18 protein-coding genes and 1 riboswitch are annotated in these 21,597 nt (G+C 70.8%); of the genes, 12 read left to right on the forward strand and 6 right to left on the reverse strand.

The features are described 5' to 3' along the window. The first annotated feature begins 21 nt into the window (after positions 1-21). The 3 genes from qcrC to qcrB are packed head-to-tail and all read left to right on the forward strand — an operon-like array spanning position 22 to position 3,538. A complete protein-coding gene (qcrC, locus tag LDL49_RS37055) occupies positions 22-771 on the forward strand; it encodes a cytochrome bc1 complex diheme cytochrome c subunit (protein WP_225298442.1) in 750 nt (249 codons plus the stop codon). Then, positions 768-1,880: a cytochrome bc1 complex Rieske iron-sulfur subunit gene (gene qcrA, locus LDL49_RS37060; protein WP_225298444.1), complete on the forward strand. Its 1,113-nt coding sequence runs from the start codon at positions 768-770 to the stop codon at positions 1,878-1,880. Before qcrC ends, qcrA begins: the two co-directional genes overlap by 4 nt. Continuing rightward, entirely contained in the window at positions 1,877-3,538 is a 1,662-nt protein-coding gene (gene qcrB / locus LDL49_RS37065) for a cytochrome bc1 complex cytochrome b subunit (protein WP_225298446.1), read from the forward strand. Before qcrA ends, qcrB begins: the two co-directional genes overlap by 4 nt. 312 nt (positions 3,539-3,850) lie before the next feature. On the opposite strand, the gene LDL49_RS37070 is transcribed toward qcrB, so the two are convergent. Together LDL49_RS37070 and LDL49_RS37075 are read right to left on the reverse strand one after the other, a co-directional pair. Beyond that, positions 3,851-4,138 carry an Lrp/AsnC family transcriptional regulator gene (locus LDL49_RS37070; RefSeq protein WP_225298448.1) on the reverse strand — a complete coding sequence of 96 codons (288 nt, stop codon included), beginning with the start codon at positions 4,136-4,138 and terminating at the stop codon, positions 3,851-3,853. 9 nt (positions 4,139-4,147) lie between these two features. Further along, complete coding sequence (locus LDL49_RS37075; protein WP_225298450.1) at positions 4,148-5,848, reverse strand: DEDD exonuclease domain-containing protein; 1,701 nt, start codon at positions 5,846-5,848, stop codon at positions 4,148-4,150. 86 nt (positions 5,849-5,934) lie between these two features. Between LDL49_RS37075 and LDL49_RS37080 the strand changes: the two genes are divergently transcribed. From LDL49_RS37080 to LDL49_RS37090, 3 genes are all read left to right on the forward strand, one after another. Continuing rightward, the gene (locus LDL49_RS37080; RefSeq protein WP_225298452.1) at positions 5,935-7,434 is read left to right on the forward strand and encodes a serine/threonine-protein kinase; all 1,500 of its coding nucleotides are present in this window, start codon (positions 5,935-5,937) and stop codon (positions 7,432-7,434) included. After that, complete coding sequence (locus LDL49_RS37085; protein ID WP_225298453.1) at positions 7,424-8,914, forward strand: serine/threonine-protein kinase; 1,491 nt, start codon at positions 7,424-7,426, stop codon at positions 8,912-8,914. The genes LDL49_RS37080 and LDL49_RS37085 overlap by 11 nt, the downstream gene beginning before the upstream one ends. Before the next feature lie 75 nt (positions 8,915-8,989). Next, positions 8,990-10,519, forward strand: coding sequence for a hypothetical protein (locus LDL49_RS37090; protein WP_225298455.1), 1,530 nt, complete (start codon positions 8,990-8,992; stop codon positions 10,517-10,519). A 353-nt stretch (positions 10,520-10,872) separates the two neighbouring features. Here LDL49_RS37090 and LDL49_RS37095 read toward each other — a convergent pair whose 3' ends face one another. Genes LDL49_RS37095 through LDL49_RS37105 form a run of 3 tightly spaced genes read right to left on the reverse strand, consistent with a single transcriptional unit; the run spans position 10,873 to position 13,219 of the window. After that, positions 10,873-12,468: a PH domain-containing protein gene (locus LDL49_RS37095; RefSeq protein WP_225298457.1), complete on the reverse strand. Its 1,596-nt coding sequence runs from the start codon at positions 12,466-12,468 to the stop codon at positions 10,873-10,875. Further along, positions 12,465-12,995 (reverse strand): PH domain-containing protein, encoded by a 531-nt coding sequence (locus LDL49_RS37100; protein WP_372470515.1) that lies wholly within the window; start codon positions 12,993-12,995, stop codon positions 12,465-12,467. The genes LDL49_RS37095 and LDL49_RS37100 overlap by 4 nt, the downstream gene beginning before the upstream one ends. After that, positions 12,992-13,219: a hypothetical protein gene (locus tag LDL49_RS37105; RefSeq protein WP_225298460.1), complete on the reverse strand. Its 228-nt coding sequence runs from the start codon at positions 13,217-13,219 to the stop codon at positions 12,992-12,994. Before LDL49_RS37105 ends, LDL49_RS37100 begins: the two co-directional genes overlap by 4 nt. A gap of 110 nt (positions 13,220-13,329) precedes the next feature. On the opposite strand from LDL49_RS37105, the gene LDL49_RS37110 reads away from it, so the two are divergent. Next, positions 13,330-14,526, forward strand: a complete 1,197-nt coding sequence (locus LDL49_RS37110; RefSeq protein WP_225298462.1) for a sensor histidine kinase — start codon at positions 13,330-13,332, stop codon at positions 14,524-14,526. Next, positions 14,523-15,185, forward strand: coding sequence for a response regulator (locus tag LDL49_RS37115; RefSeq protein WP_225298463.1), 663 nt, complete (start codon positions 14,523-14,525; stop codon positions 15,183-15,185). Before LDL49_RS37110 ends, LDL49_RS37115 begins: the two co-directional genes overlap by 4 nt. Here the strand turns inward: LDL49_RS37115 and LDL49_RS37120 are convergent. Continuing rightward, entirely contained in the window at positions 15,160-16,236 is a 1,077-nt protein-coding gene (locus LDL49_RS37120; protein WP_225298465.1) for a phosphotransferase family protein, read from the reverse strand. The two genes, LDL49_RS37115 and LDL49_RS37120, sit on opposite strands and share 26 nt — an antisense overlap. A gap of 153 nt (positions 16,237-16,389) precedes the next feature. On the opposite strand from LDL49_RS37120, the gene LDL49_RS37125 reads away from it, so the two are divergent. The 4 genes from LDL49_RS37125 to LDL49_RS37140 all read left to right on the forward strand — a co-directional run bounded on the left by LDL49_RS37125 (position 16,390) and on the right by LDL49_RS37140 (position 21,586). Beyond that, complete coding sequence (locus tag LDL49_RS37125) at positions 16,390-17,712, forward strand: NYN domain-containing protein (RefSeq protein ID WP_225298467.1); 1,323 nt, start codon at positions 16,390-16,392, stop codon at positions 17,710-17,712. A gap of 99 nt (positions 17,713-17,811) precedes the next feature. Then, positions 17,812-18,771, forward strand: a complete 960-nt coding sequence (locus tag LDL49_RS37130) for a C40 family peptidase (RefSeq protein WP_225298470.1) — start codon at positions 17,812-17,814, stop codon at positions 18,769-18,771. Positions 18,772-19,658: 887 nt separating this feature from the next. Continuing rightward, positions 19,659-19,817, forward strand: a riboswitch (cyclic di-AMP (ydaO/yuaA leader). Positions 19,818-20,004: 187 nt separating this feature from the next. Continuing rightward, complete coding sequence (locus LDL49_RS37135) at positions 20,005-20,406, forward strand: C40 family peptidase (protein WP_225298472.1); 402 nt, start codon at positions 20,005-20,007, stop codon at positions 20,404-20,406. Positions 20,407-20,632: 226 nt separating this feature from the next. Next, on the forward strand, positions 20,633-21,586 hold the full coding sequence (locus LDL49_RS37140) for a basic secretory family protein (RefSeq protein WP_225298474.1): 954 nt from the start codon (positions 20,633-20,635) through the stop codon (positions 21,584-21,586). Positions 21,587-21,597 lie beyond the last annotated feature (11 nt).

Consider the following 21,597-nt stretch of genomic DNA (forward strand, 5'->3'; position numbering starts at 1 on the left):
TACGCCGTCCTGATTTTCGCGTTGGCGCTGGTCGGGATGGCATACACCGCCTTTGTCCAGGTGGGTAAGCCTGCTGACGCGGCCCTCGCGTCAGGCAGGGTCGACGACGTGGCCGAGGGCAAGGCCCTGTTCGAGCTGCACTGCTCCAGCTGCCACGGGCTCAACGCGCAGGGCATCAGCGGGAAGGCTCCCACGCTCATCGGCGTCGGGGCCGCGGCCGTCGATTTCCAGGTGAGCACCGGCCGCATGCCCGCGGCCGACTCCGGCGCCCAGGCGCCGCGCAAGCCGGAGCACAGGTGGGTCAACCCGGACTCGATCCGCAAGCTCGGCGCCTATGTGCAGTCGCTCGGCGGCGGTCCGCAGGTGCCCGGCAAGGAGCAGGTCGACGCCAAGCTCGGCGACGCGGGCAAGGGCGGTGAGTTGTTCCGCGCCAACTGCATCCAGTGCCACAACTGGGTCGGCGCGGGCGGCGCGCTGACGCAGGGCAAATACGCCCCCAACCTGAACCAGGCGTCTCCCACGCAGATCTACGAGGCCATGATCACCGGCCCGCAGGCGATGCCGGTCTTCAATGACTCGACGATCACGCCTGAAGAGAAGCGCAGCATGATCGCCTACATCACCAGTGTTCGCGAGCAGACGGACCCGGGAGGTTTTGGCCTCGGGCGTATTGGCCCGGTCACCGAAGGTCTCGTAGCTTGGATAGCGGGCCTCAGTGCCCTCGCCCTCGCCGCCATCTGGATCACCGCGAAGAAGCGACAGAAGTCATGACAGACAACGAGCACGAGATCGAGCAGCCGGACGAACGCGTCCCACGGCGCGTCATCGGCACCCCCGCACCGGGCACCTCGATGCTCGGCGCCCCCGAACGCGAGGACGTCGAGGTAGAGATCCCGGGCGTCACGCTGCAGGACGAGCAGAAGGCGCGCAAGGCCGAGAAGATCGTGGCGCTCTGCTTCACGGTCACGTTCCTCGCGGCCATCGCGTTCATCATCTCCTACGTCTACTTCCAGGTCGGCAGCCCGGAGAGCACCGGTGTGTCCAACCTGGCGCTCGGCAGCACGCTGACGGTGGCGCTGCTGGGGTTGGCCGTCGGCATCGTGATCTGGGTCCGCATGATCATGCCGAAGTACTCCTTGGTCCAGGAGCGCCACCCCATGGTCTCCGCCGAGGAGACCCGGGGGGTCGTCGCCGAGACCTTCATTCAGGGCGCCAACGAGAGCGGGTTCGTCAAGCGCAAGCTGCTGCGCCGCACGCTGCTGCTCGCGGCCGCGCCGCTGGGCCTGCTCCCGGTGGTGCTGCTGCGTGACCTCGACAACTCCAAGATGCCCGGCGCCGCCTTCAACAAGACGCTGCGGCACACGGTCTGGGGTGAGAAGACCAAGGACGGCAAGCCGCGCAGGCTCGTCGTCGAGGGCACCGGCCAGCCGATCCGCGCCGCCGACTTCAACTCGCCGGGCGGCATCCTGTCGGTGGTGCCCGATGGCTACCAGCACGACCTGAACGCCCTGGCCAAGGCGACGCTGATCCTGATCAAGTTCCGCCCCGAAGAGATCAAGTCCGGGACGAACCAGAACTGGACGCACGACGGCATCGTCGCCTACTCCAAGATCTGCACGCACGTGGGCTGCCCCGCGGCTCTCTACGAGCAGACCACCCACCACATCCTCTGCCCCTGCCACCAGTCGACCTTCGACGCCGCCGACGGTGCGAAGGTCATCTTCGGCCCGGCCGCCCGGCCGCTGCCGCAGCTGCCGATCACGGTCGACGGTGAGGGTTTCCTCGTCGCCAAGGGGGACTTCAACGTGCCGCCCGGTCCCAGCTACTGGGAGCGCGGCGACGCCGAAGCCGAGGCCAGGTCCAAGGGAGGCCAGGCATGAGCGAGCTGACCACTGTTCCCAAGGCCATCGGCGGCCCGTCGAACTTCCTCGACGAGCGCCTCGGCGCGGGCAACTTCCTCAAGCGCAATCTTCGCAAGGTCTTCCCCGACCACTGGTCGTTCCTGCTGGGCGAGATCGCGCTCTACTCCTTCGTCATCCTGCTGCTGACCGGTACGTTCCTGACGTTCTGGTTCAAGCCGAGCATGGCGGAGATCGCCTACGACGGGTCGTACGCCCCGCTCAAGGGCGTCATGATGTCCCAGGCCTACGCGTCGTCGCTGGAGCTCAGCTTCGACGTCCGGGGTGGTCTGCTCATGCGGCAGATGCACCACTGGGCGGCCTTGATGTTCGTGGCCGGCATGACGGTGCACGCGCTGCGGGTGTTCTTCACCGGCGCGTACCGCAAGCCGCGCGAGCTCAACTGGCTCATCGGCGTCGGGCTGCTGACGCTGGCGCTCCTCGAAGGGCTGACCGGCTACTCCCTGCCCGACGACCTGCTGTCCGGCGCCGGTCTGCGGATCACCGAGGGTGTGGCGATCTCGCTGCCGCTGGTCGGCACGTACGTCACGTTCTTCCTGTTCGGCGGAGAATATCCGGGTGAGGATGTCGTCTCCCGGTTCTACTCGCTGCACATCCTGCTCATCCCGGGCATCATCCTGGCGCTCGTCTCCGCCCACATGGTGCTCATGTGGACGCAGAAGCACACCCAGATGCCCGGCAAGAACCGCAACAACCACAACGTGGTGGGAGCGCCCTTCTACCCGGCCTTCATGGCCAAGGCGGGCGCGTACTTCCTGTTCACGTTCGCGGTGGTGGCGGGGTTGGCGACGTTCGCCCAGATCAACCCGATCTGGCTGTTCGGTCCCTATACGCCCGCCGACGTGTCGGCCGGTTCGCAGCCCGACTTCTACATGGGCTTCCTCGAAGGCGCGCTGCGCATCATGGTGCCATGGGAGATCAACCTGTTCGGCACGTCCCATGCGGGAACACTGCCGCTCAGCGTCATCATCCCGGCGCTGGTGCCCATGGGCATCATCATGACGGGCCTGGCGCTCTATCCGTTCCTGGAACGCTGGGTGACGGGCGACAAGCGCGAGCACCACTTCGCCGAGCGCCCGCGCAACAACCCGCACCGCACCGCGATCGGCATGACGGCCATCACGTTCTACGGCGTGCTCTGGCTGCTCGGCGCCAACGACGAGATCTCGGCCAACTTCCACATCAGCCTCAACGTGACCACGTACGCGGGGCGGGTGCTGATCTTCCTGGCGCCCGCGCTGGCGTACCTGATCACGTATCGCATCTGCCTCGGCCTGCAGCGCTACGACGCGGGCGTCGTCTCGCACGGCGTCGAGTCGGGCGTGATCAAGCGGCTGCCGCACGGCGAGTACATCGAGCTGCACACGCCGCCGCACGAGGACATCGAGGCGCACGTGCGGGGCAAGGAGCCGGTGTTGATGCTGCCGGCCGCCCCCGACAGCGCGGGCATCCCGCCGAAGGGCATGCGCGGCCCGCTCGGCAAGCTGCGCGCCCGGATGTCCAAGGCGTACGGAGGGGAGAAGATTCCTCTCGGCGACGGGCACGCGCACGGTGAAGGGCATGAGGAAGAGGAGCACGCGGCGATCGGCGCCGGCGACGACCACTCGCTGACGCGGTAGTTTCTCTTCGGTTCGGGCCCGGACGGATCATCCGTCCGGGCCCGCTCCTTTGTCCTCAGGTGTTTTCAGGTGTCTTCAGGGCCGGTGTTCTCTCGCGCGGGTGTCGTCTCGCACGGCGTCGAGTCCGCCGTGATCAAGCGGCTGCCGCACGGCGAGTACATCGAGCTGCACACTGCGGGCACGGTGAGTTGCACGCGGCGGGTGCGGTGCCCAGCCCCGCACACCTCAGGACCGTATCCCTGGACAGGGCCCAGCCCCGCACTCGCATTGGGGCTCATCGTGCCAGCCGTAAAAAAGCCTGATTTTCCCGAGTTAGTCGCTTTCGCCGAAGCCGATCGAGAACGCCGCGTCGAGGTCGTGCTTGGAGTAGGTGCGGAAGGCGATGTGGGTCTCGGTGTGGAGCACGCCGGCCACCTTGTTGAGGCGCCCCGGGATCACCTCGGCGATCTGCTCGTAGGCGGCCACCCGGACCATCGCCAGCAGGTCGTATTCGCCGGTGATGGAGTAGACCTCGCTGACCCCCTCGATCTCGGCGATCGTCTGGGCGACCTCCGGGATCCGGTCTACCTCGGCGTTGATGTGGACGATAGCCGTGACCATGGGCCAACTCTAGCGGCCCTGATCGAGGCCGCGGTAGGCGAGGTCGATGCGGGCCTTGTGGCGGGCGGCGCCGTGGGCGGGCAGGCTCCACTCGCCGTCGACCTCCACCAGGCGCACCCCCGGTGACTCCAGCCAGCGCAGGATGCACTCGGTCTCTTCGGCGCTGGCCGCGTGGACGGGCCCGGGGCCGGGAATGACGCTCTCGGCCATGGCCACGAGGGACTCGACGTAGGGGACGGGGTGGGCGCCGCGTGGCATGACGCCGGCCGCGCTGAGCCGGCCGTAGCGGATGACGTGGATGTCCCAGCCGCCGTCGAAGGCCGGGCTGGCGGCGACCAGCTGGGGGATGCGGGTGATGGCCGTGAGGCGCTGCATGCGGGCCGCGGCGCGGACGAAGGCCGCCAGGCGGTCGCGGTCGATGGACGCCTCCTCGTAGCGCTGCTCGACCGACAGGCGCTCCATGCGGGCCGACACCGCGGAGAAGACCGACGAGGCGTCGAGGGTCATGGCCCGGCGGGCGGCCTGGGCGTGCAGCGCGTAGTCGGCCTGGCTCTCCCTGCCCTCGCACGGCGCTCCGCAGCGGCCCATCTCATAGAGGACGCAGGCCGCGCGCTGGGTGCGCAGGCTGATCGGCTGGGTGCACTGGCGCAGCGGCACCGCCTCGTGCAGGGCGATGCGGGCGTCTTCGGCCGAGCGGCTGCTGGAGAAGGGGCCGAGGTAGGCGGCGTCGTCGTCCTTGAGCTCGCGCACGATCGACAGCCGGGGGAACGGCTCGTCGGTGAGCTTGAGCCAGACGACCTTCTCCGGGAAGCGCGACCTGCGGTTGTAGCGGGGTTTGGCGCCGCCGATCAGGCGCAGCTCGCGTACTTCGGCTTCGAGGGCGGTGGTGCAGACGATGTGGCGGACCCGCTCCGCGATGCCGATCATCTCGCGGATGCGCGGGCGGGTCTCGCTGGCGGTGAAGTAGGAGCGGACGCGGTTGCGCAGGTTGGTGCTCTTGCCGATGTAGAGGACCTCGCCGCGGTCGTCCTCGAAGAGGTAGACGCCGGGGGAGTGGGGCACCGACTCGGCCAGGTGGCGCTTGCGCTGCTGCTCGGGGGTGGGGGCGCGGACGAAGGACTTGAGCTCTTCGAGCGTGTGGACCTGGAAGGAGCCGGCCCGCTCGATCAGGCCGTGGAGCACGTGGACGGTGGCCCTGGCGTCGTGCAGGGCGCGGTGGCAGGGATCGGTCGGGCTGCGGAAGAACCGGGCCAGTGTGGCGAGCTTGGCGTTGGGCGTCTCGTCGCGGGTCAGCACGCGGCGGGCCAGGTCGACGGTGTCGACGACCGGGTTGGCCGGTGGGGGATAGCCGTGGGCCGCGCAGGCCGCCTTGACGAAACGGGTGTCGAAGCTCGCGTTGTGGGCGACCAGGGTGGTCCCGCGGATGAACTCCAGGAAGGCCGGCAGCACCGACTCGATGCGCGGCGCGGCCACCACCATGGCATCGGTGATGCCGGTCAGCACGGAGATGAACGGCGGGATCGGCCCGCCGGGATCGACCAGCGTGGAGAACTCGCCGAGCACCTCGCCCGCTCGCACCTTGACCGCGCCGATCTCGGTGATCATGTGATCGGCCGGGGAACCCCCGGTCGTCTCGAGGTCGAACACGACGAACGTGACGTCGCTCAGCGGAGTGCCGAGCTCGTCGAGAGTGCCTTGAACCGGATCCACGAACCAAGACCATAGAGAGGTAGACCGACAGTTATCAGATTCGAACGAATAACTGTCCGGCTTGATCCTTAGTTACCCTTCCGTTTATGTCCGGGGGAAGACTCGCCAGCCGCTACTCACTGCTGCGGCCGCTCGGCAGCGGCGGCATGGGCCGGGTGTGGCTGGCCAGGGACGAGATGCTGGACCGCGAGGTGGCGGTCAAGGAGCTCACGCTGCCCGAGGGCCTGTCCGCCAAGGAGCGCGGCGACCTCGTCACCCGGGCCGTACGCGAGGCGCAGGCGACCGCCCGGCTGCGCCATCCGGGCATCGTGGCGTTGCACGACGTCATCGTCGAGCACGAGCGGCCGTGGCTGGTCATGGAGCTGCTGCGGGGCCGCACGCTCGCGGACGCGGTCCGGGAGCGCGGGGCGATGCCGCAGGAGCAGGTCGCCGACATCGGGGTGCGCGTCCTGGACGCGCTGTCCACCGCGCACGCGCAGGGGGTGCAGCATCGCGACGTCAAGCCGGGCAACGTGTTCCTCACCGAGGGCGGCCGGGTGGTGCTCACCGACTTCGGCATCGCCCGGCAGGAGGGGCAGGCGACGCTCACGGAGCAGGGGCTGATGATCGGCTCGCCCGGCTTCATCGCGCCCGAGCGGCTGGAGGGTGAGCCGGGCGGTCCGGCCAGCGACATCTGGTCGCTCGGCGCCACGCTGTTCACGGCCGCCGCGGGCGGGCCGGCCTACGGCGGCTCGCCGGCCGAGCGGATCAGGGCGACGCTGACGCTGCCGCCGCCGGTCGTGCCCGGCCCGATCGGGCCGGTCCTCGCTGCCATGATGGCGCGCCATCCCGCCGCCCGCCTCGACGCGCGGGCCGCCGGCCACGCGCTCGGGGAGGTCGCGGCGGGGCGGACGGCCCGGCTCGCGACGCAGCACGACCTCACCGCGCCCGGCCGGGTGAAGCGCCGCGGTAAGGCGATCGTCTGGATCGCCGCCGCCGCGGTGGCGGTGCTGGTGATCGCCGCCGGCGCTACGTACCTTGTGACGAAAAATCAGGACAAGGTGCCGGAAGCCTTCAGCGTTCCCATGAACGTGTGCTCGCTCCTCGCCCAGGCCGAGATCGGCGAGCTGCTGAACACCCGGCAGCCGCCCAAGCCGCAACCCGGCTCCGACGAGGTGGGCCCCAAGTGCGGCTGGCCGGTCCAGGGCACCGGCGTGGGGCTGCAGCTCCAGAAGGACTCCGACACCCCCGACCCCTGGTCGATGACTCCGGTGACGGCCCACACGCTGCTCGGCAACCAGCAGCGCTACTGGGCCAAGTACGACGAGATCGACTGGACCTGGCCGGAGATCGGCGTGAAGAACTCACTCAAGGCCAAGCGCACTCCCGTCCACGCCCTCACCGGCATCGGGGAGGAGGGCTTCGCCTTCGAGCTCACCGGGCCGTCGGGGCGGGTGCACTCCGCCCACGTCTACTACCGGCTGGCCAACCTGGTGGTGAGCGTCGAGTACACCACGCTCGCCACCAAGCCCACCGACGAGGACATCAGGCAGTCGGCGCTGAAGGCCGCGCGGGCCAGCGAGCGGGCGTTGCGCAGTGCAGGCTGACTTCTACCTCCTGGCCGGCCGTTACCGCCTGGTGGAGCGGCTCGGCGAAGGCGGCGCGGGCACCGTGTGGCGGGCGCTCGACCAGACGCTCGACCGGCAGGTCGCGGTCAAGCAGATGCGGGTGCCGGCCGGGCTGACGCCGCGCCAGCGGGCCGAGTTCGCCGATCGGGCCATCCATGAGGCGAGGTCCGCTGGACGGCTGCGCGATCCCGCCATCGTGCTCGTCCACGACGTGGTGCTCGACGGCGACCAGCCGTGGATCGTCATGGACCTGGTCGCCGGGCGCTCGCTGGACAAGGTCATCGAGGAGCGCGGCCCGCTCCCGCCGCAGGCCGTGGCCCGCATCGGGGCGCAGGTGCTGTCGGCGCTGCGGGTGGCGCACGCGCACGGCATCCTGCACCAGGACGTCAAGCCGGGCAACATCATGCTCGACGCCGACGGCTCGGCCATGCTCACCGACTTCGGCATCGCGACTCCGATGAGCGGCCGGGGCGATCGGCAGGGCACCGCGGGCTCGCCCGGCTACATGGCCCCCGAGCGGCTGAACGAGCAGCCCGCCGGCCCCGCCTCCGACCTGTGGTCGCTCGGCGCGAGCCTCTACACCGCGGTGGAGGGGCGGCCGCCGTTCGAGCGCGCCCTGCCGGCCGCGGTGGCCGCCGCGGTGCTGCTGCACGACCCGCCGTTCCCGGCCAGGGCGGGGCGCGAGCTCGGCGGCCTGCTGATGGCCATGCTGGCCAAGGACCCCGCGGCCCGGCCGTCGGCCGAGCAGATCGGCGAACGGCTGGGTGACGAGCGGTTGAGCGGCGTGACCGCCTCCGGTGCTCGGCGGCGCCGGTGGTGGCTCGTGCTCGCCGTGCTGGCCGCCGTCGCGGTGGTGGGGGCGGGCGGCTGGTACGGCCTGAGCGTACTGAACGGGCCGAAGGAGACGGGCGGCTACGCGGCGGCGCCCGACCCGTGCGGGCTGATCGGCGACGCGCGGGCCGGGCAACTGCTGAACGACCCCGGGCCAGGGCAGAAGGACCCCGGGCAGGTGCTGAAGGGCACGGTGCAGCGGCTGCGCACCAGGGCGGGCGAGTGCGTGTGGCAGGTGCGCGACGGCTCCCGGATCGTCCGCTCGATCACCGTCCGGACCAGGGCCGAGCAGCCGAACGGCGACTACAGCGGCCCCGCCGTGGCCCGGCTGCGGTTCGACAGCGAGCGGGGCAGCCGGGCGGCGGCGAAGGGCACGGTCTTCCGCAAGACCGTCGGCCCTCTGGCCGACGTGCCGGGGGTGGGCGAGGCGGCGTTCGTCCAGGACTCCTACGAGCTCTACCTGAGCAGCACCAAATCCGGCCGATCGGACAGCACGCTGCTCTTCCGTACGAGTAACCTCATGGGCGAGGTCATCCTGCGCCGCGAGGACGTTTCGCCGAGCTCCCCGGCCGACAGGAAGACGGCGATCGAGGCCGCCCGCGTGGTCTCCGCGGCGCTGCACAACTGAGCCCTTCGCAAGCATCTTGCAAGTGGTGTGACTAGCATGTTTCCCCGCAAGTCAGGGCAACCTCAGGAGTCCCTCGTGAATCCCGGTAGCGCGTTCGAGCCGCCGACCAACCCCTATCCGATCCAGGGCAGGCAGTTCGAGCAGCCGACCATGCCACCTGGACCGCCCTGGGGGCCGCCCCAGCCTCCGCCCCCGCCTCCGCCGCGCAGGCGGTCGTGGATCCTGCCCGTGGTGGCCGTCGCCGTGGTCGTGCTGATCGCGGGCGGCGCGGGCGCGTACATCGTGTACGGGAAGGTCGCCCGCTCCACGCCCTCGACCGGGGCCAAGCCGGTCAAGTCGCCCGTCTCGGCGGCGGCGCCGGCGCTCGACGTGTGCTCGATGCTGCCCAAGACCGAGGCCGAACGCCTCGTGCCTCAGGCGACGGTGTCCAAGAGCTCCAGGGACGGCGACTACACGCTCAGCTTCACCTGCAACTGGGTCAACCGCCGCATCTCGTTCGGCGAATACTGGCGCAGCCGGGAGATCGACGTCCGCGTTGAGCAGCACCGCGGCGACGGCGCGAAGACCGGCCGGACGATGGCCCAGAACTCCTACGACATCGACTACGGCGGCGGCAAGTACGCCGAGACGGCCAAGCCCACGCCGGAGAAGGGGGAGAAGGAGTACGTCTCCCCGGTCAAGGATGTGCCCGGCATCGGTGACGCCGCGTTCGCCCAGTACACCTGGCGCCGTTCCGGCAAGCTGCTGTGGTACTCCTTCGGCGAGGCCCACGCCCGCGTCGACGACATGACGATCAAGGTCAAGTACCAAGCCGACCAGCAGCGCAAGGACGCGCGGATCCTCAGCAACGCGACCACCCAGTCGGTCACCGAGGCCAACGGGATCCGCGAGGCCAGCACCGTACTCGGGCACATCGCCAAGGGCATCGCGGCCTGGAAGGCGCAGCACCCCAACGTGCTGGCCCAGCCGGACAAGTCCGTCACCACCAGTACGCCCACGCCCGAAGGAACGCCCTCGCCCACCAACCTCGCCGTCTTCCCGGCCGCCTGCCAGGCCATGACCGGATCGGTCACCCGGCTGGTCCCCTCGCCCACGCCGCGGGCCCGCGGCACCGAGGCGGGCGGCGACGCGCAGACCGAGTGCCGGTGGCTGAACCTGGACATCCCCGTGGGCGCCGACGTCAAGCGCATCCGCAGCGCGCTGATCACCACGCACCGCTTCACCAACCGGGCCGGCGTCGAGGACGCGCCGGCCGCGCGGGCCTACTACGCGGGGCAGCGCGGCAGCCGCGGCACCAACGCGGGCTCCACCATCGGCGGCATCTCGTGGAGCGGGCTGTCCGAGGTCAAGGGCGTGGGAGAGGCGGCCTTCAGCCAGTACGTGCGGATCATGCACGGCGACACCTTCGCCTCCTCGGGCACGGTGGTGCTGCGGCAGGGGGCGACGGTGATCGTGGTGGACTACTCGGGCGCCGAGCGGCCCAAGGACGAGCCCGTCAACTCGCCCAAGGTCAAGTTGATGCCCGACAAGGAAGCACGAGACGGGGCGCTGTCCCTGGCCAAGACGTATCTGGCCGAGCTGGCCAAGAAGCCGATCGGCAGCTGACCCGGGCGGCGGGCGCTCCAGCCTGGCCGGGCGGCGGGCGCTCCAGGCCGTTCAGCGGCCACTGTCGCGCACCGCCAGCCCGGTCACGGTCACGGGTATGACTTGCTTCGCACCGGACCTCTGGGGGCCGCTCAGCTCCCCGTAGAGGCACTCGGCGGCCCCGGCAGGCGGCTGGCCGCAGGCGGCCCGCCTGGCGCGGGCTCGGCAGGTGAGCCGCCCCTGGAGCCGCCACGGATCCTCCCCTCGCGGATCGTCCCCCCGGCGGGAGCTTGACGGCGACGGTTACAGCTCTGCAAGTGCGTTGCAAGCGCGGTAAATAGCGTGGGCCCCGCAAAGCAAATGAGCCGCGTGATCTAGCTTGTCCAATACAGGGGCGTGGGCAAGCCGGGGGAGATCCGCGGCTCGCTGCTTTTCCCGGCGAGGAAGGGCTCCAGCAGGCCGGGCACGGCGCGTGCCGCCAGGTCGAGCCCCTCGCCCGTGCCGACGTCGACCACGTCGTAGTGCCCGTCCCCCGCCGCCGTCGTCGCCGAGAGCGTGAGCAGGCCGGCGCGGCGCTGGAAGAACGACTGCTCGACCGTCCAGCCGACGATGCCGCTTCTGTCGAGCGCGACCGTACGCCGTGCGGCCGAGCCCCGCCTGGTGACCAGGTGGCGCGGGCCGAGCGCGTGGCCGAGCCCCCGATAGGCGTCGGCGGCCAGCCACAGGCCGGCCGGGAGCCCGATGACCAGCACGGCCGCGGGCCAGATCCAGCCCCCCTGCCACGTCCAGAGGAGTGACGGCACTGCGGCCGGCACGGCCAGTGCCGCGACGGCGACGACCGCGCGGACGACGCGCCTGCGCCGGGCCGCCGCCGGATGCGCCACCAGCCCGGCCCGCCACGGGCTCATGGCGGGCGACGTCGCGCCCTGCCCCGGCTCAGCCAAGGGGGACTCCGTTCCGGGCCGTCCCAGGCCCAGGACGCGTTCGGCGATCTGTTCGGCCAGTGCGCGGGGGAGCGGTGGGGTGAGCGCGGCCACGTCCTCCGTCTCGTTCTCGGCGGCCTTGCGCAGCCCGGTGGCCACGGCCTTGACCCGCGCTCCACCGCCCAGCCGCAGCAGCAGCGGCTCACTGATCTCCACGCCGCGCAGCCGCCGCTCCTCCAGCGTCAGCGACCGGCTGGTCAGCAGCCCGCGCCGCAGCCGCAGCCGCCCCGGTTCGCGCTCCAGCCGGTAGCGCCCCCACGACTCGGCGAACAACAGCAGCGCCCCCGCCACCCCGACCACCACATTGGCCGCCACGAGCAGCGGCACCGCAAGCCACGGCCGCGCCGTGACCCAGCCCCAGGCGCCCGCCGCCGTCCCGGTGGTGAACAGGTTCACGCCGAACGCGTCGAGCAGCTTGTAGAGCGCCCCCAGCACCAGCGCGCCGCCCGCGAACGACCACACCGACAGCGGCGCGTACCTGATCCAGGCCCACCGCAGCTCCGCCAGCGCGCCGCCGTCCCCGAGCGGGACCTCGCCGGTCCGCAGCAGGGTACGGCGCAGCGCCTCGGCCTCCCGCCTGGGCAGCGGGTCCAGGGTGAGCTCGGTCCCCTCGCCCGGGTGCTCTCCGGTGCCGACCTTGACGACGGTCAGCCCGAACACCCGCCGTACCGGATCCGCGGTGAGGTCGACGCTGCGCACGCGGTCGCGCGGGATCGAGCGGTGCTGTCGTACGGCGATGCCCGAGCGCAGCTCCAGGCGCTCCGTGGTGAGCCGCCACCGGGTCGAGCGGAGCCGCGCCCAGGCGTAGGCCAGGACCCCGGCCACGATCAGCACCGCCGCGCCCGCGCCCGCCGCGGCCGTCGCGCCGAGCGGCCAGTCGAGCCCGATGAGCGTACGCACCAGGACGGTCACCGCCGGCGCCACGATCGCCAGCGACAGCACCGACGACGCGGCCAGGCTCCGTGAGGAGAGCTTCCGCCAGCTCACGTCGCGTCCCCCGGCGTCGCCTGGGTGATCGTGGTGAGGCGCCGCGCCAGCTCGGCGGCCAGCTCGTGGTCCAGCGCCTCTATCTTGATCGCGCCCGCCGCCGAGCCGGTGGTCACCGTGACGTCCGCCAGCCCGAACAGTCGCTGCACCGGCCCCCGCGCGGTGTCGACAGTCTGGATGCGTGACATCGGCGCGACCCGCCAGGTGTGGGTCAGCCAGCCCTTGCGCGTGTAGACGGCCTCGCCGGTGACCTCCCAGCGCTCCACCCGGTAGTACGCGCGTGGCGCGGCCACCGCCAGCAGCAGGCAGCCCGCCGCGAAGACGGCCGTCACGATCCCCAGCCAGGTGGACCGGTCGGTGAACAGCCAGTAGGCCGCCACCGCGGCGCCGGCCACCGGCACTGCCAGGATCATCGCCTGGACCGTCCACCAGGAGATCGCCCGCCTGTCGGCCTGGTTGCGCGGCGGACGCAGCGTCGTCGCGCTCACGTCCGGCTTGGCGGCTCGCGCAGCGCTGTCGTGACTCACGTCCGGCTCGCCGGCTTGCGCATCGACGCCGAGGCCGAGAGGAGCACCAGCCCGAGCACGCCGATCACGATGGAGGCGAAGATCTCGCGGCCGTGGAGGAACGGCAGGATGTTGACCAGCAGCAGGTCGTGGGCCCACCGCCACCAGCCCAGCAGGGTGTTGACCACGCCACCCACGCCCTGCGCCACCAGCAGCCAGCCGACCAGGTCCAGTATCACCTTCATGCCATCCAGCGTTCCGCGCCCGCGATCCCCGCCGCGTCGGCCGTAGGTCTCGGCGACCATCGACTTTGGTCGCTGTCCCTGGGCCCGGCCAGGCTCTAACCTCGTGGAACGTGACGGAATACCGGTGGCTGCTGCCCTCGGTCCTGCTGGGGGACGGCGATGAGCGGCGTCCGGTGCGGCGCTCGACCCGCGACTGGATCGTCGACGTCCTGATGTTCCTGAGCGCCTGCGGGCTGGCTCTGTTGAGCATGCCGGACCTGGAGGGACAGCCGACGCCCGTGGTGGTGATCGAGCAGGTGGTCGGCGCGCTGGCGTGCGCGGCGGTGTGGCTGCGCCGCAGGTGGCCGGTCGGGCTGGCGCTGGTGACCACGGTGCTGTCGGCCTTTCTGACGCTGGTGGGCGGGGCCGCGGTCGTCGCCCTGTTCACCGTGGCGGTGCACCGGCCGTTCAAGATCTCCGGGCCGGTCGCGCTGCTCGGCGGCCTGACGCTGATCCCGTTCTCCATGCTCAGGCCCGACAAGGAGCTGGGCGTGCTGGGGCAGACCGTGGTCGGGGTGGCCATCGTGCTGACCGTGTTCGCCTGGGGCATCGTGGTGCGGGCCAGGCGGCAGCTCGTCTGGTCGCTCAGGCAGCGCGCCGACAGCGCGGCGGAGGAGGCCAAGCGGCTCGAGCGCGAGCGGATCGCCAGGGAGATGCACGACGTGCTCGCGCACCGCATCTCCATGCTCAGCCTGCACGCGGGAGCGCTGGAGTTCCGGCCGAACGCGCCCGCCGAGGAGATCGCCAGGGCCGCGGCGGCGATCAGGAGCAGCGCCCACCACGCGCTGCAGGACCTGCGCGAAGTGATCGGCGTGCTGCGCTACTCGGCGCCCGCGGCCGGCGACCCCGTGCCCGACCGCCCGCAGCCCACGCTGGCCGACCTGCCTCCGCTGATCGAGGAGTGCCACGAAGCGGGCATGGAGGTGGACTTCGCCCTCGACGCCGGTGACGCGCCGGAGGGACTGGGCCGCAACGTCTACCGCATCGTCCAGGAGGCGCTCACCAACGCGCGCAAGCACGCGAGCGGCGCTCCCGTGACGGTCACCGTCGCCGGCGGTCCGGGGGCGGGCCTGACGGCAGAGGTCCGCAACCCGCTTCGGGTACGCCAGAACACGCGCATCCCCGGAGCCGGCGCCGGGCTCATCGGCCTGACCGAGCGAGCCCAGCTCGCGGGCGGGCGACTCGAACACGGCGCGACCCGCGAAGGCGACTTCCTGGTGCGCGCCTGGTTACCTTGGCCGGTGGAGACTTCCCTGGAGGACGCATGACCGCGCCGATCCGCGTGCTGATCGTCGACGACGACGCCCTGGTACGCGCCGGACTCTCGATGATCCTGGGCGGGGCGGGCGACATCGAGATCGTGGCCGAGGCGGGCGACGGCTCGGAGGTGCCGCCGCTGGTCGCCGCGCACCGGCCCGACGTGGTGCTGATGGACATCCGGATGCCCGACGTCGACGGGCTCACCGCGACGGAGGCGCTGCGCGCCGCGGAGTCGCCGCCCGAGGTGGTGGTGCTGACCACCTTCCATGCCGACGCCCAGGTGGTGCGGGCACTGCGCGCGGGGGCGGCGGGCTTCCTGCTGAAGGACATTCCGCCGCGCGAGCTGGTCGAGGCGATCCGGAAGGTGGCGGCGGGCGAGCCGATCCTGTCGCCCGCCGTGACCCGCCAGCTCATCGCGCACGTCTCCGATGACGGCGGCGGGGCGGGCCGGCGTACGGACAGGGCCCGCGGCCTGCTGGCCAAGCTCAGCGAGCGCGAGCGCGACGTGGCGCTGGCCGTCGGCCAGGGGAAGTCGAACGCCGCCATCGGCCGCGAGCTCTACATGAGCGTGGCCACGGTCAAGGCGCACGTCTCGCGGATCCTCACCAAGCTGGACCTCAACAACCGGGTGCAGATCGCGCTCACGGTGTACGACGCCAGCCTTTGAGCATCCGCTCGATCGTGGCCCGGTGCAGCACCAGGTCGTCGGGGTCGTCCGGCATGGGCTGCTCGCCGAAGTGGATCCGGCGCTGCCACACCCTGGCCATGATGGCCCCGTGCCGCAGCGCCGCGTACATCTCGTAGAACTCCATGTCCCGCACCCGATAACCCGTCAGCTCCCGATATTTCTCGCAAACATCGTCGCGTCGCATGAAGTCGGGAATTCCGGGCATGCCAAGGCCCTCCGTGAGGTCCTGGAAGAAGCGGTGCAGGAAGATCATCCACGCCAGATCGAGCTCCCGCGGCCCCACCGCGGCCATCTCCCAGTCGAACACCGCCACAGGCCTGAAGTCGCGATACATCACGTTCCCGATGCGGGCGTCGCCCCAGCAGAGCACGTCGGGTCCCGGGTCGCGGGGCCAGTGCGCCTCCAGCCAGTCGAAGCCCCGCTCCAGCAGCGGGATCCGCGTCCCGCCGTGCGCCCACTCGTAATAGGCGCGCTGCCCGTCCACGTGGCGGCGCAGCCCGCCCTGCGGGAGTACGGCCAGGTCCCGCTCGGTGAACGGCGCGTCGTGCAGCGCGGCCACGATCGCCACCGTCGCGTCCTGCAGCCGGCGCCGATCGCGCGGCGCCGCGTCGAGCATCCAGCCCTCGAACGTGTACGGCAGGACATCGGGCGGTACGGCACCATCCTCCCGTTCCATGATGAAAAAGGGGGTGCCCAGCGGACCGGGGTCGGGCTCGAACCAGAGGGCCCTCGGCGCTGGAATTCCAGCTTTTTCCCTGGCCGAGCGCATGATCTCGAACTGGGCCCGCAGATCGTACGAAGGGAAGACGGGCACCGCTTCCTGGGCGGGCGCCATCCTGGCCACGCACCGGACGCGCTGTCCGGGCCAGGACGCGGTGAAGAAGAGCGTTTCGCTGGACATGCCGTTTTCCAGGGGCCTCGACAGCTCGGACACCGTCACCGGCCGGTCAACTCGCCCGCTGAGCCAGATTCCCAGCCGATCGCGCAGTTCCACCAGGTCACGGGTGGATGTGCGCATCTCGTCCGTCACGGTGGGCCTCCTGGATGAACACCGGGTGAACGCGGGTCCCGGCCCAGTCGTATACCCCTAGCAAGCGCTTGTCCATATGCGACCTGCCGTTACGGTCAGGTACACGACAGCCGTACCCTTGTCTGAAAGGGCATGTCACGAAGGGACCGTGGGATGAGTTCAGCGGGTGAAGGTCTGTCTCGCCCGCTTCCCGAGCAGGTGAGACTCAACGTCGTCGATCTGGCGGCGCAGGTCCTCGGGTCCATGCCCGCTGCCACGATTCCGCCGCCGCTGCGCGGCATCGCCAAATTCGACCCGCGTAAGCGCGCCAAGCTGGGCAGCGCGCCCATCGCCGCCCAGCTGGAGAACGACAAAGAGTTCCGCGAGGTGGTCGCCGAGTCGGTGGCCGCCGGGTGGCCCGAGCTCGTCGCCTCGCTGATCGAGGGCAACGTGCCACCCGCCGCCGACCCCGTGCTGGTGGCCGCCGCGGCTTATCTGACGCGGCCGGTCGGGTGGGCGGAGATGGTCGAGGCCGCCCGGGCCGATCTCGAGCAGTCGGCGGTCGCGGCCGAGGGGACCGAGCGCGAGGAGGTGGTGGCCCGGCTGCGCGAGCAGCTCGCCGCCCAGAAGAGCGCCGCCAAGGACGAGTCCGACCGGCTGCGCGAGCAGCTGAGGGCGGCCCGCGCCGAGAACTCCGACCTGCGCCGCAAGCTCCACGAGGCCCGCGAGCGGAGCAAGGCGGCCGTGCGCCGCGCCGAGGAGATGGAGCACGCGGCCGACGACGCCAAGTCCGCCGCCACGGCCGCGGGCAGCGCGGGCGAGTCCGAGCTGCGTCGGCTCCGCGAGCGGCTGGCCGATGTGGAGAAACAGCTCGAGGCCTCGCGCCGGGCCGCGCGTGAGGGCAGGAGCATCGAGGACGCCCGCGTCAGGGTGCTGCTCGACGCGCTCCAGGACGCCTCCGCCGGGCTGCGAAGGGAGCTGGCTCTGCCCACCATGATCAGCAGGCCCGCCGACTCGGTCGCCGCGCTCACGGGCGAGCGCCCCGGCGTCCGGGGCGTGCCCGCCCGCGCCCTGGCCGACGACGACCCGCAGCTCCTCGACCAGCTCCTCGGGCTGCCGCAGGTGCACCTGATCATCGACGGCTACAACGTGACCAAGACCGGCTACGGCACGCTGACCCTGGCCGACCAGCGCAACCGGCTGATGACCGGCCTCGGCGGGCTGGTCGCGCAGACCAGGGTCGAGGTGACCGTGGTCTTCGACGGCGCCGAGCTCAACGCGCCCGTCCAGGTGGTGGCGCCGCGCGGCGTGCGGGTGCTCTTCAGCGCGCCCGGCGAGATCGCCGACGACCTGATCCGCCAGCTCGTCCGCGCCGAGCCGCCCGGCCGGGCCATGGCGGTGGTCTCCTCCGACCGCGAGGTGGCCGAGTCCGTCCGGCGCATGGGAGCCAGACCGGTTCCGTCGGCTCTGCTGCTGCGCAGGCTGGGCCGCGCCTAGATTACGAATCGGTGGTTAGGGTGAAAGCACACCCGCCACTTCTGTACCATTTCGCCCCAGATATATTCCCCTGGAGGCGACACTGTGAGGTTTGGCCGGGTGCCACTGGCCGCTGGTCTCGCGATCGGGCTGCTGCTTTCCCCCACAAGCGAGGCACTGGCCGCGCCGAAGCCCACGATCAAACAGGCGAAAGCCAAGCTCAAGAAGCTGAACGACCAGGCCGACAAGGTCGTCGACCGCTACAACACGGCGACCGAGAAGTACAAGGCGGCCCAAGGCGAGTACGGCAAGCTGAACGCCAGTTACAAGCGCAAGCTGGAGACGGTCGCGACGCTGCGCGCCCAGGTCGTCGAGATGGCCGTCGACACCTACAAGCGCGGCCCCGACACCACCTCCTGGCCCTCGATGATCGGCCAGCCGGATCCCACGGGCCTGCTGGGCAGCATGGCGCTCGCGGGGCAGCTGTCGGAGGAGAAGATGGCGCGGCTGGCGGCGTTCGACCGCGAGAACCGCGGGCTCAAGGAGGAGCGCGACAAGGCCGAGACGGCGCTGCGGGCGGCCGACAAAGAGCGCGACGGGGTCGAGAAGGAGCGCTCGGAGGTCCAAAAGCTGATCGCGAAGCAGAAGAAGCTGCTCGAGAAGCTCGGCGCCTACAAGACCGGTGACCCCAACAGCACCGGCATCAAGTACACCGGCTCGGCCTCCGGCAACGCCGCGGCGGTGCTCAGGTTCGCCTACGCGCAGGTGGGCAAGCCGTACGTGTTCGGCGGCACGGGACCGCGCGGCTGGGACTGCTCGGGCCTCACGCAGGCGTCGTGGCGCGCCGGGGGCGTCTCGCTGCCCCGCACCACGTGGCAGCAGTGGGCCTGGGGCGCGGCCCGCAAGGTGGATCTGAAGGACCTGCAGCCCGGCGACCTGATCTTCAGCTCGGGGCTCGGCCATGTCAGCATTTATGCGGGCAACGGGCAGATCGTCCACGCTCCCCAGACCGGCGACGTCGTCAAGGTCGTCACCCTGTCCTCCTATGGCGGCACGCTGGTGGGAGCTATCCGGCCGTAGTTCTTGTACGAAAACCGCTGCTTTTCTGTACGGCAAGCACGGTGGGCCCCACCCGCCGTCCGTGGCTGGGCTCTGTCCAGGGACACGCTCCTCCGGTGGGGCGCGCTGGGCGCCGTGACGTGCGCTCTCTTGACCCCGGTCCGTGGCTTCAGGTGGCCGTGGGCCGGATGGTCTGCCGGTGGACGTTTGGCGGTCCATGCGGACTCACCGGCTTGCCGGTCGACGAACCCGGCCTTGTGGCCCCGGCTTCGGGTAGACGGACCCGGCCTCGGGCCGACGGACCCCGCCTCGGGCCGACGGACCCCGCCTCGGGCCGACGGACTCGGCCTGGGGTCAAGGGGCTCTGACCGGCTGTTCAGCGGGCTCATGTCGCTTGTTCGGCGGAACCCGACCGGCTGTTCAACTGACCCCGATTTGCTGGTCACCTGACCCTCTGCACGCAGGCCGATGCCGCTGGCCGGATCGGCTGCACACTCCTCGAATGCCTTCAAAAGGCGACGACGATCACTGATCTCGGCTCCTTGGCGACCCTCGAGTCGCCCACTTCCGCGCATTCGTCGGCCCCATCCGCTGGGCCCTACGGCGCGTTACTGGTGGGACCAGTGTGACAAGAGTGACAAAAGGGACCTGACAGATCGCTGTGTCGTCAAGTGTGAGAAGGGTCACTTTTTGGTAACATAGCCCGGTGCTCCAGCTGCGGTTGGAGACTTTACTGAGACCTTTCAGTGATCCTGACAACCCCATGACGGCTTTGCCAGCGCGTTACTCAAGGGCGTAACTTCTGGCGTCGCGGCGAACAAGCCATGGCGTCGCGACTCTCCATCGGGTCCCCGATGTGGACAGATAGAAATCCGTTAGGTCGCCGCCTTCCCACCTGTTCTTCACGTGGCGGTGGCCTGCCGAGTCCGTGCAGCCAGGAGGCACGGAGCCGGGGACCCAGCGATCCCGCTCCCGGGATCAGGGGTGAATCGGCGCGTATCGCGCCGTAGGGCGACTTCCAGGCCCGAATCCGTCAGCTAACCCGGTAGGCGTTCGTGGAAGCTCCAAGGAGAAATCCTGTCTACCTCCCCCTGTAACCCCCGTCTGTCCCGCCTTGCCCTGAGTGGCGCAGCGCTCACGATGACCGTGACGGCCGGAGGTTTGGTCCTCCCTGCCCCGACGGCGCAGGCGGCGACGACGCGTGATGCGGCCGAAGTTTCCCGGACCACCACAGCGGCGAAGGCCGTCAGGTCCGTGAAGAAGGTCGCGCAGCAGACAGCGGTCGCTCGGCAGAAGGCGAAGGCCCGTACGGCCGTCGCCGTGGCCAAGGACCAGATCGGTGACCCGTACAGTTACGGGGCCACAGGACCTGGTTCCTTCGACTGCTCCGGTCTCGTCCAGTACGCCTGGAAGAAGGCCGGCGTCAAGATCCCGCGCGTGACGAACAGCCAGTTCGCCCGCATCAAGAAGAAGGTCTCCTGGAAGAATCTGAAGCCAGGTGACCTGCTGTTCTTCCATGGGCTCGGCCATGTGGGCATGTATGTCGGCAACGGCAAGATGGTCCATTCGCCGAGGACGGGTTCGACGGTGCGCGTCGAGAAGCTCAACGGGTGGCGCAAGGCGTCGTTCGTGGGTGCGGTGCGTCCCGGCCTGTAAGTCCGGCCTGTATAGACCGTCACGAAGGTCCCGTCCCAGCTGGGACGGGACCTTCGCGTGTTCCGGACCTTTCCCGCGACGACGTCCGGACGTTTCCCGCGACGACGTCCGGGCCTTTCGCGACGAGTCCGGCGTCTCCCGCGACGACGTCCGGGCTTTTCCGTGACGACCTCCGGCCTTTCCGCGACTGCCGGTCCGCGGCGAGGGGCGACTACGATCGGGGAACGTGTCCGTGCAGGTGAGCCGCCGAGTCTTGGTGGCGGGGGTGCTGCTCCTGGCCCTCGCCTCGGCCGGCGCCGCCCCGGACCGGTCGCTGGAGGCGGGCGGCCTCTCGGTCGCGGTTCGTGATCTGTCGTCCGGTAGGGCCGACCAGTCCGCGACGGTGCGTGACGTGCCATCCGGCGGACCCGGCCAGTCCGCGACCGGCCACAGCCCGAGGGCCGGAGATCGTGAGCTTCCGGCGGAGGCGCGGGGCCTCTGGGGGGACGGCGCCGAGGTCGTACGAGGTGTGCGGTCGGTCGTCGTCGGTCAGCACGCGGCGCCCGAGTCGCTCCGCGACCTGGCGCGCAGGGCCGATACCGCCGGGTCGCGGGTCTCCGCCGTGCTCGGCCGCCCGGTGCGGCCCGTGGTGCTCGTGCCCGGCTCGGCGGCCGAGGCCGCCCGGGTGGCCGGGGTGGGGAGTGTCGACGGGCTGGCGGCGGTGGCCGACGGCGGGAGGGTGGTCGTGGTGCCCGAGAACTTCGCCCGGCTGACCCCCACCGGGCGGGACATCGTGCTCACCCACGAGCTCACCCACGTCGCGGCCGGGACGAAGCGGTTGCCGGTGTGGCTCTATGAGGGATTCGCCGACTACGTGGGCTACCGGGACGCGGGGTTGCCGGTCCGGGTGGCCGCCGCCGAGTTGGCCGCAGAGGTGCGGGCCGGGCGCTTGCCGAGTGAATTGCCAGGGTCTGCGGCATTCGCACCGTCCACTCGGGAGCCCGTACGCCTGGCGCGGGCGTACCAGGAGGCGTGGCTGGCGTGTCGCTTCATCGCCGCGCGGTTCGGTGAGGGGACTCTGGTGAGGCTCTACCGTGATGCCCAGACGGGTGGCATCGACCAGGGGCTCACCAGACTCGGGCTCTCGGCGGGGACGCTGACGGCGCGATGGCGCGACTACGTGCGGGACCAGCTTGCGTAAGGGGAACGCGG

This window comes from Nonomuraea aurantiaca, assembly GCF_020215705.1.
Taxonomy (GTDB): domain Bacteria; phylum Actinomycetota; class Actinomycetes; order Streptosporangiales; family Streptosporangiaceae; genus Nonomuraea; species Nonomuraea aurantiaca.

What these genes read in the sequence shown, in the direction of transcription:
- qcrA (WP_225298444.1), top strand. Translation starts at nt 768, where the DNA reads ATGACAGACAACGAGCACGAGATCGAGCAGCCGGACGAACGCGTCCCA.
- qcrB (WP_225298446.1), top strand. Translation starts at nt 1,877, where the DNA reads ATGAGCGAGCTGACCACTGTTCCCAAGGCCATCGGCGGCCCGTCGAAC.
- LDL49_RS37070 (WP_225298448.1), bottom strand. Translation starts at nt 4,138, where the DNA reads ATGGTCACGGCTATCGTCCACATCAACGCCGAGGTAGACCGGATCCCG.
- LDL49_RS37080 (WP_225298452.1), top strand. Translation starts at nt 5,935, where the DNA reads ATGTCCGGGGGAAGACTCGCCAGCCGCTACTCACTGCTGCGGCCGCTC.
- LDL49_RS37105 (WP_225298460.1), bottom strand. Translation starts at nt 13,219, where the DNA reads ATGAAGGTGATACTGGACCTGGTCGGCTGGCTGCTGGTGGCGCAGGGC.
- LDL49_RS37115 (WP_225298463.1), top strand. Translation starts at nt 14,523, where the DNA reads ATGACCGCGCCGATCCGCGTGCTGATCGTCGACGACGACGCCCTGGTA.
- LDL49_RS37125 (WP_225298467.1), top strand. Translation starts at nt 16,390, where the DNA reads ATGAGTTCAGCGGGTGAAGGTCTGTCTCGCCCGCTTCCCGAGCAGGTG.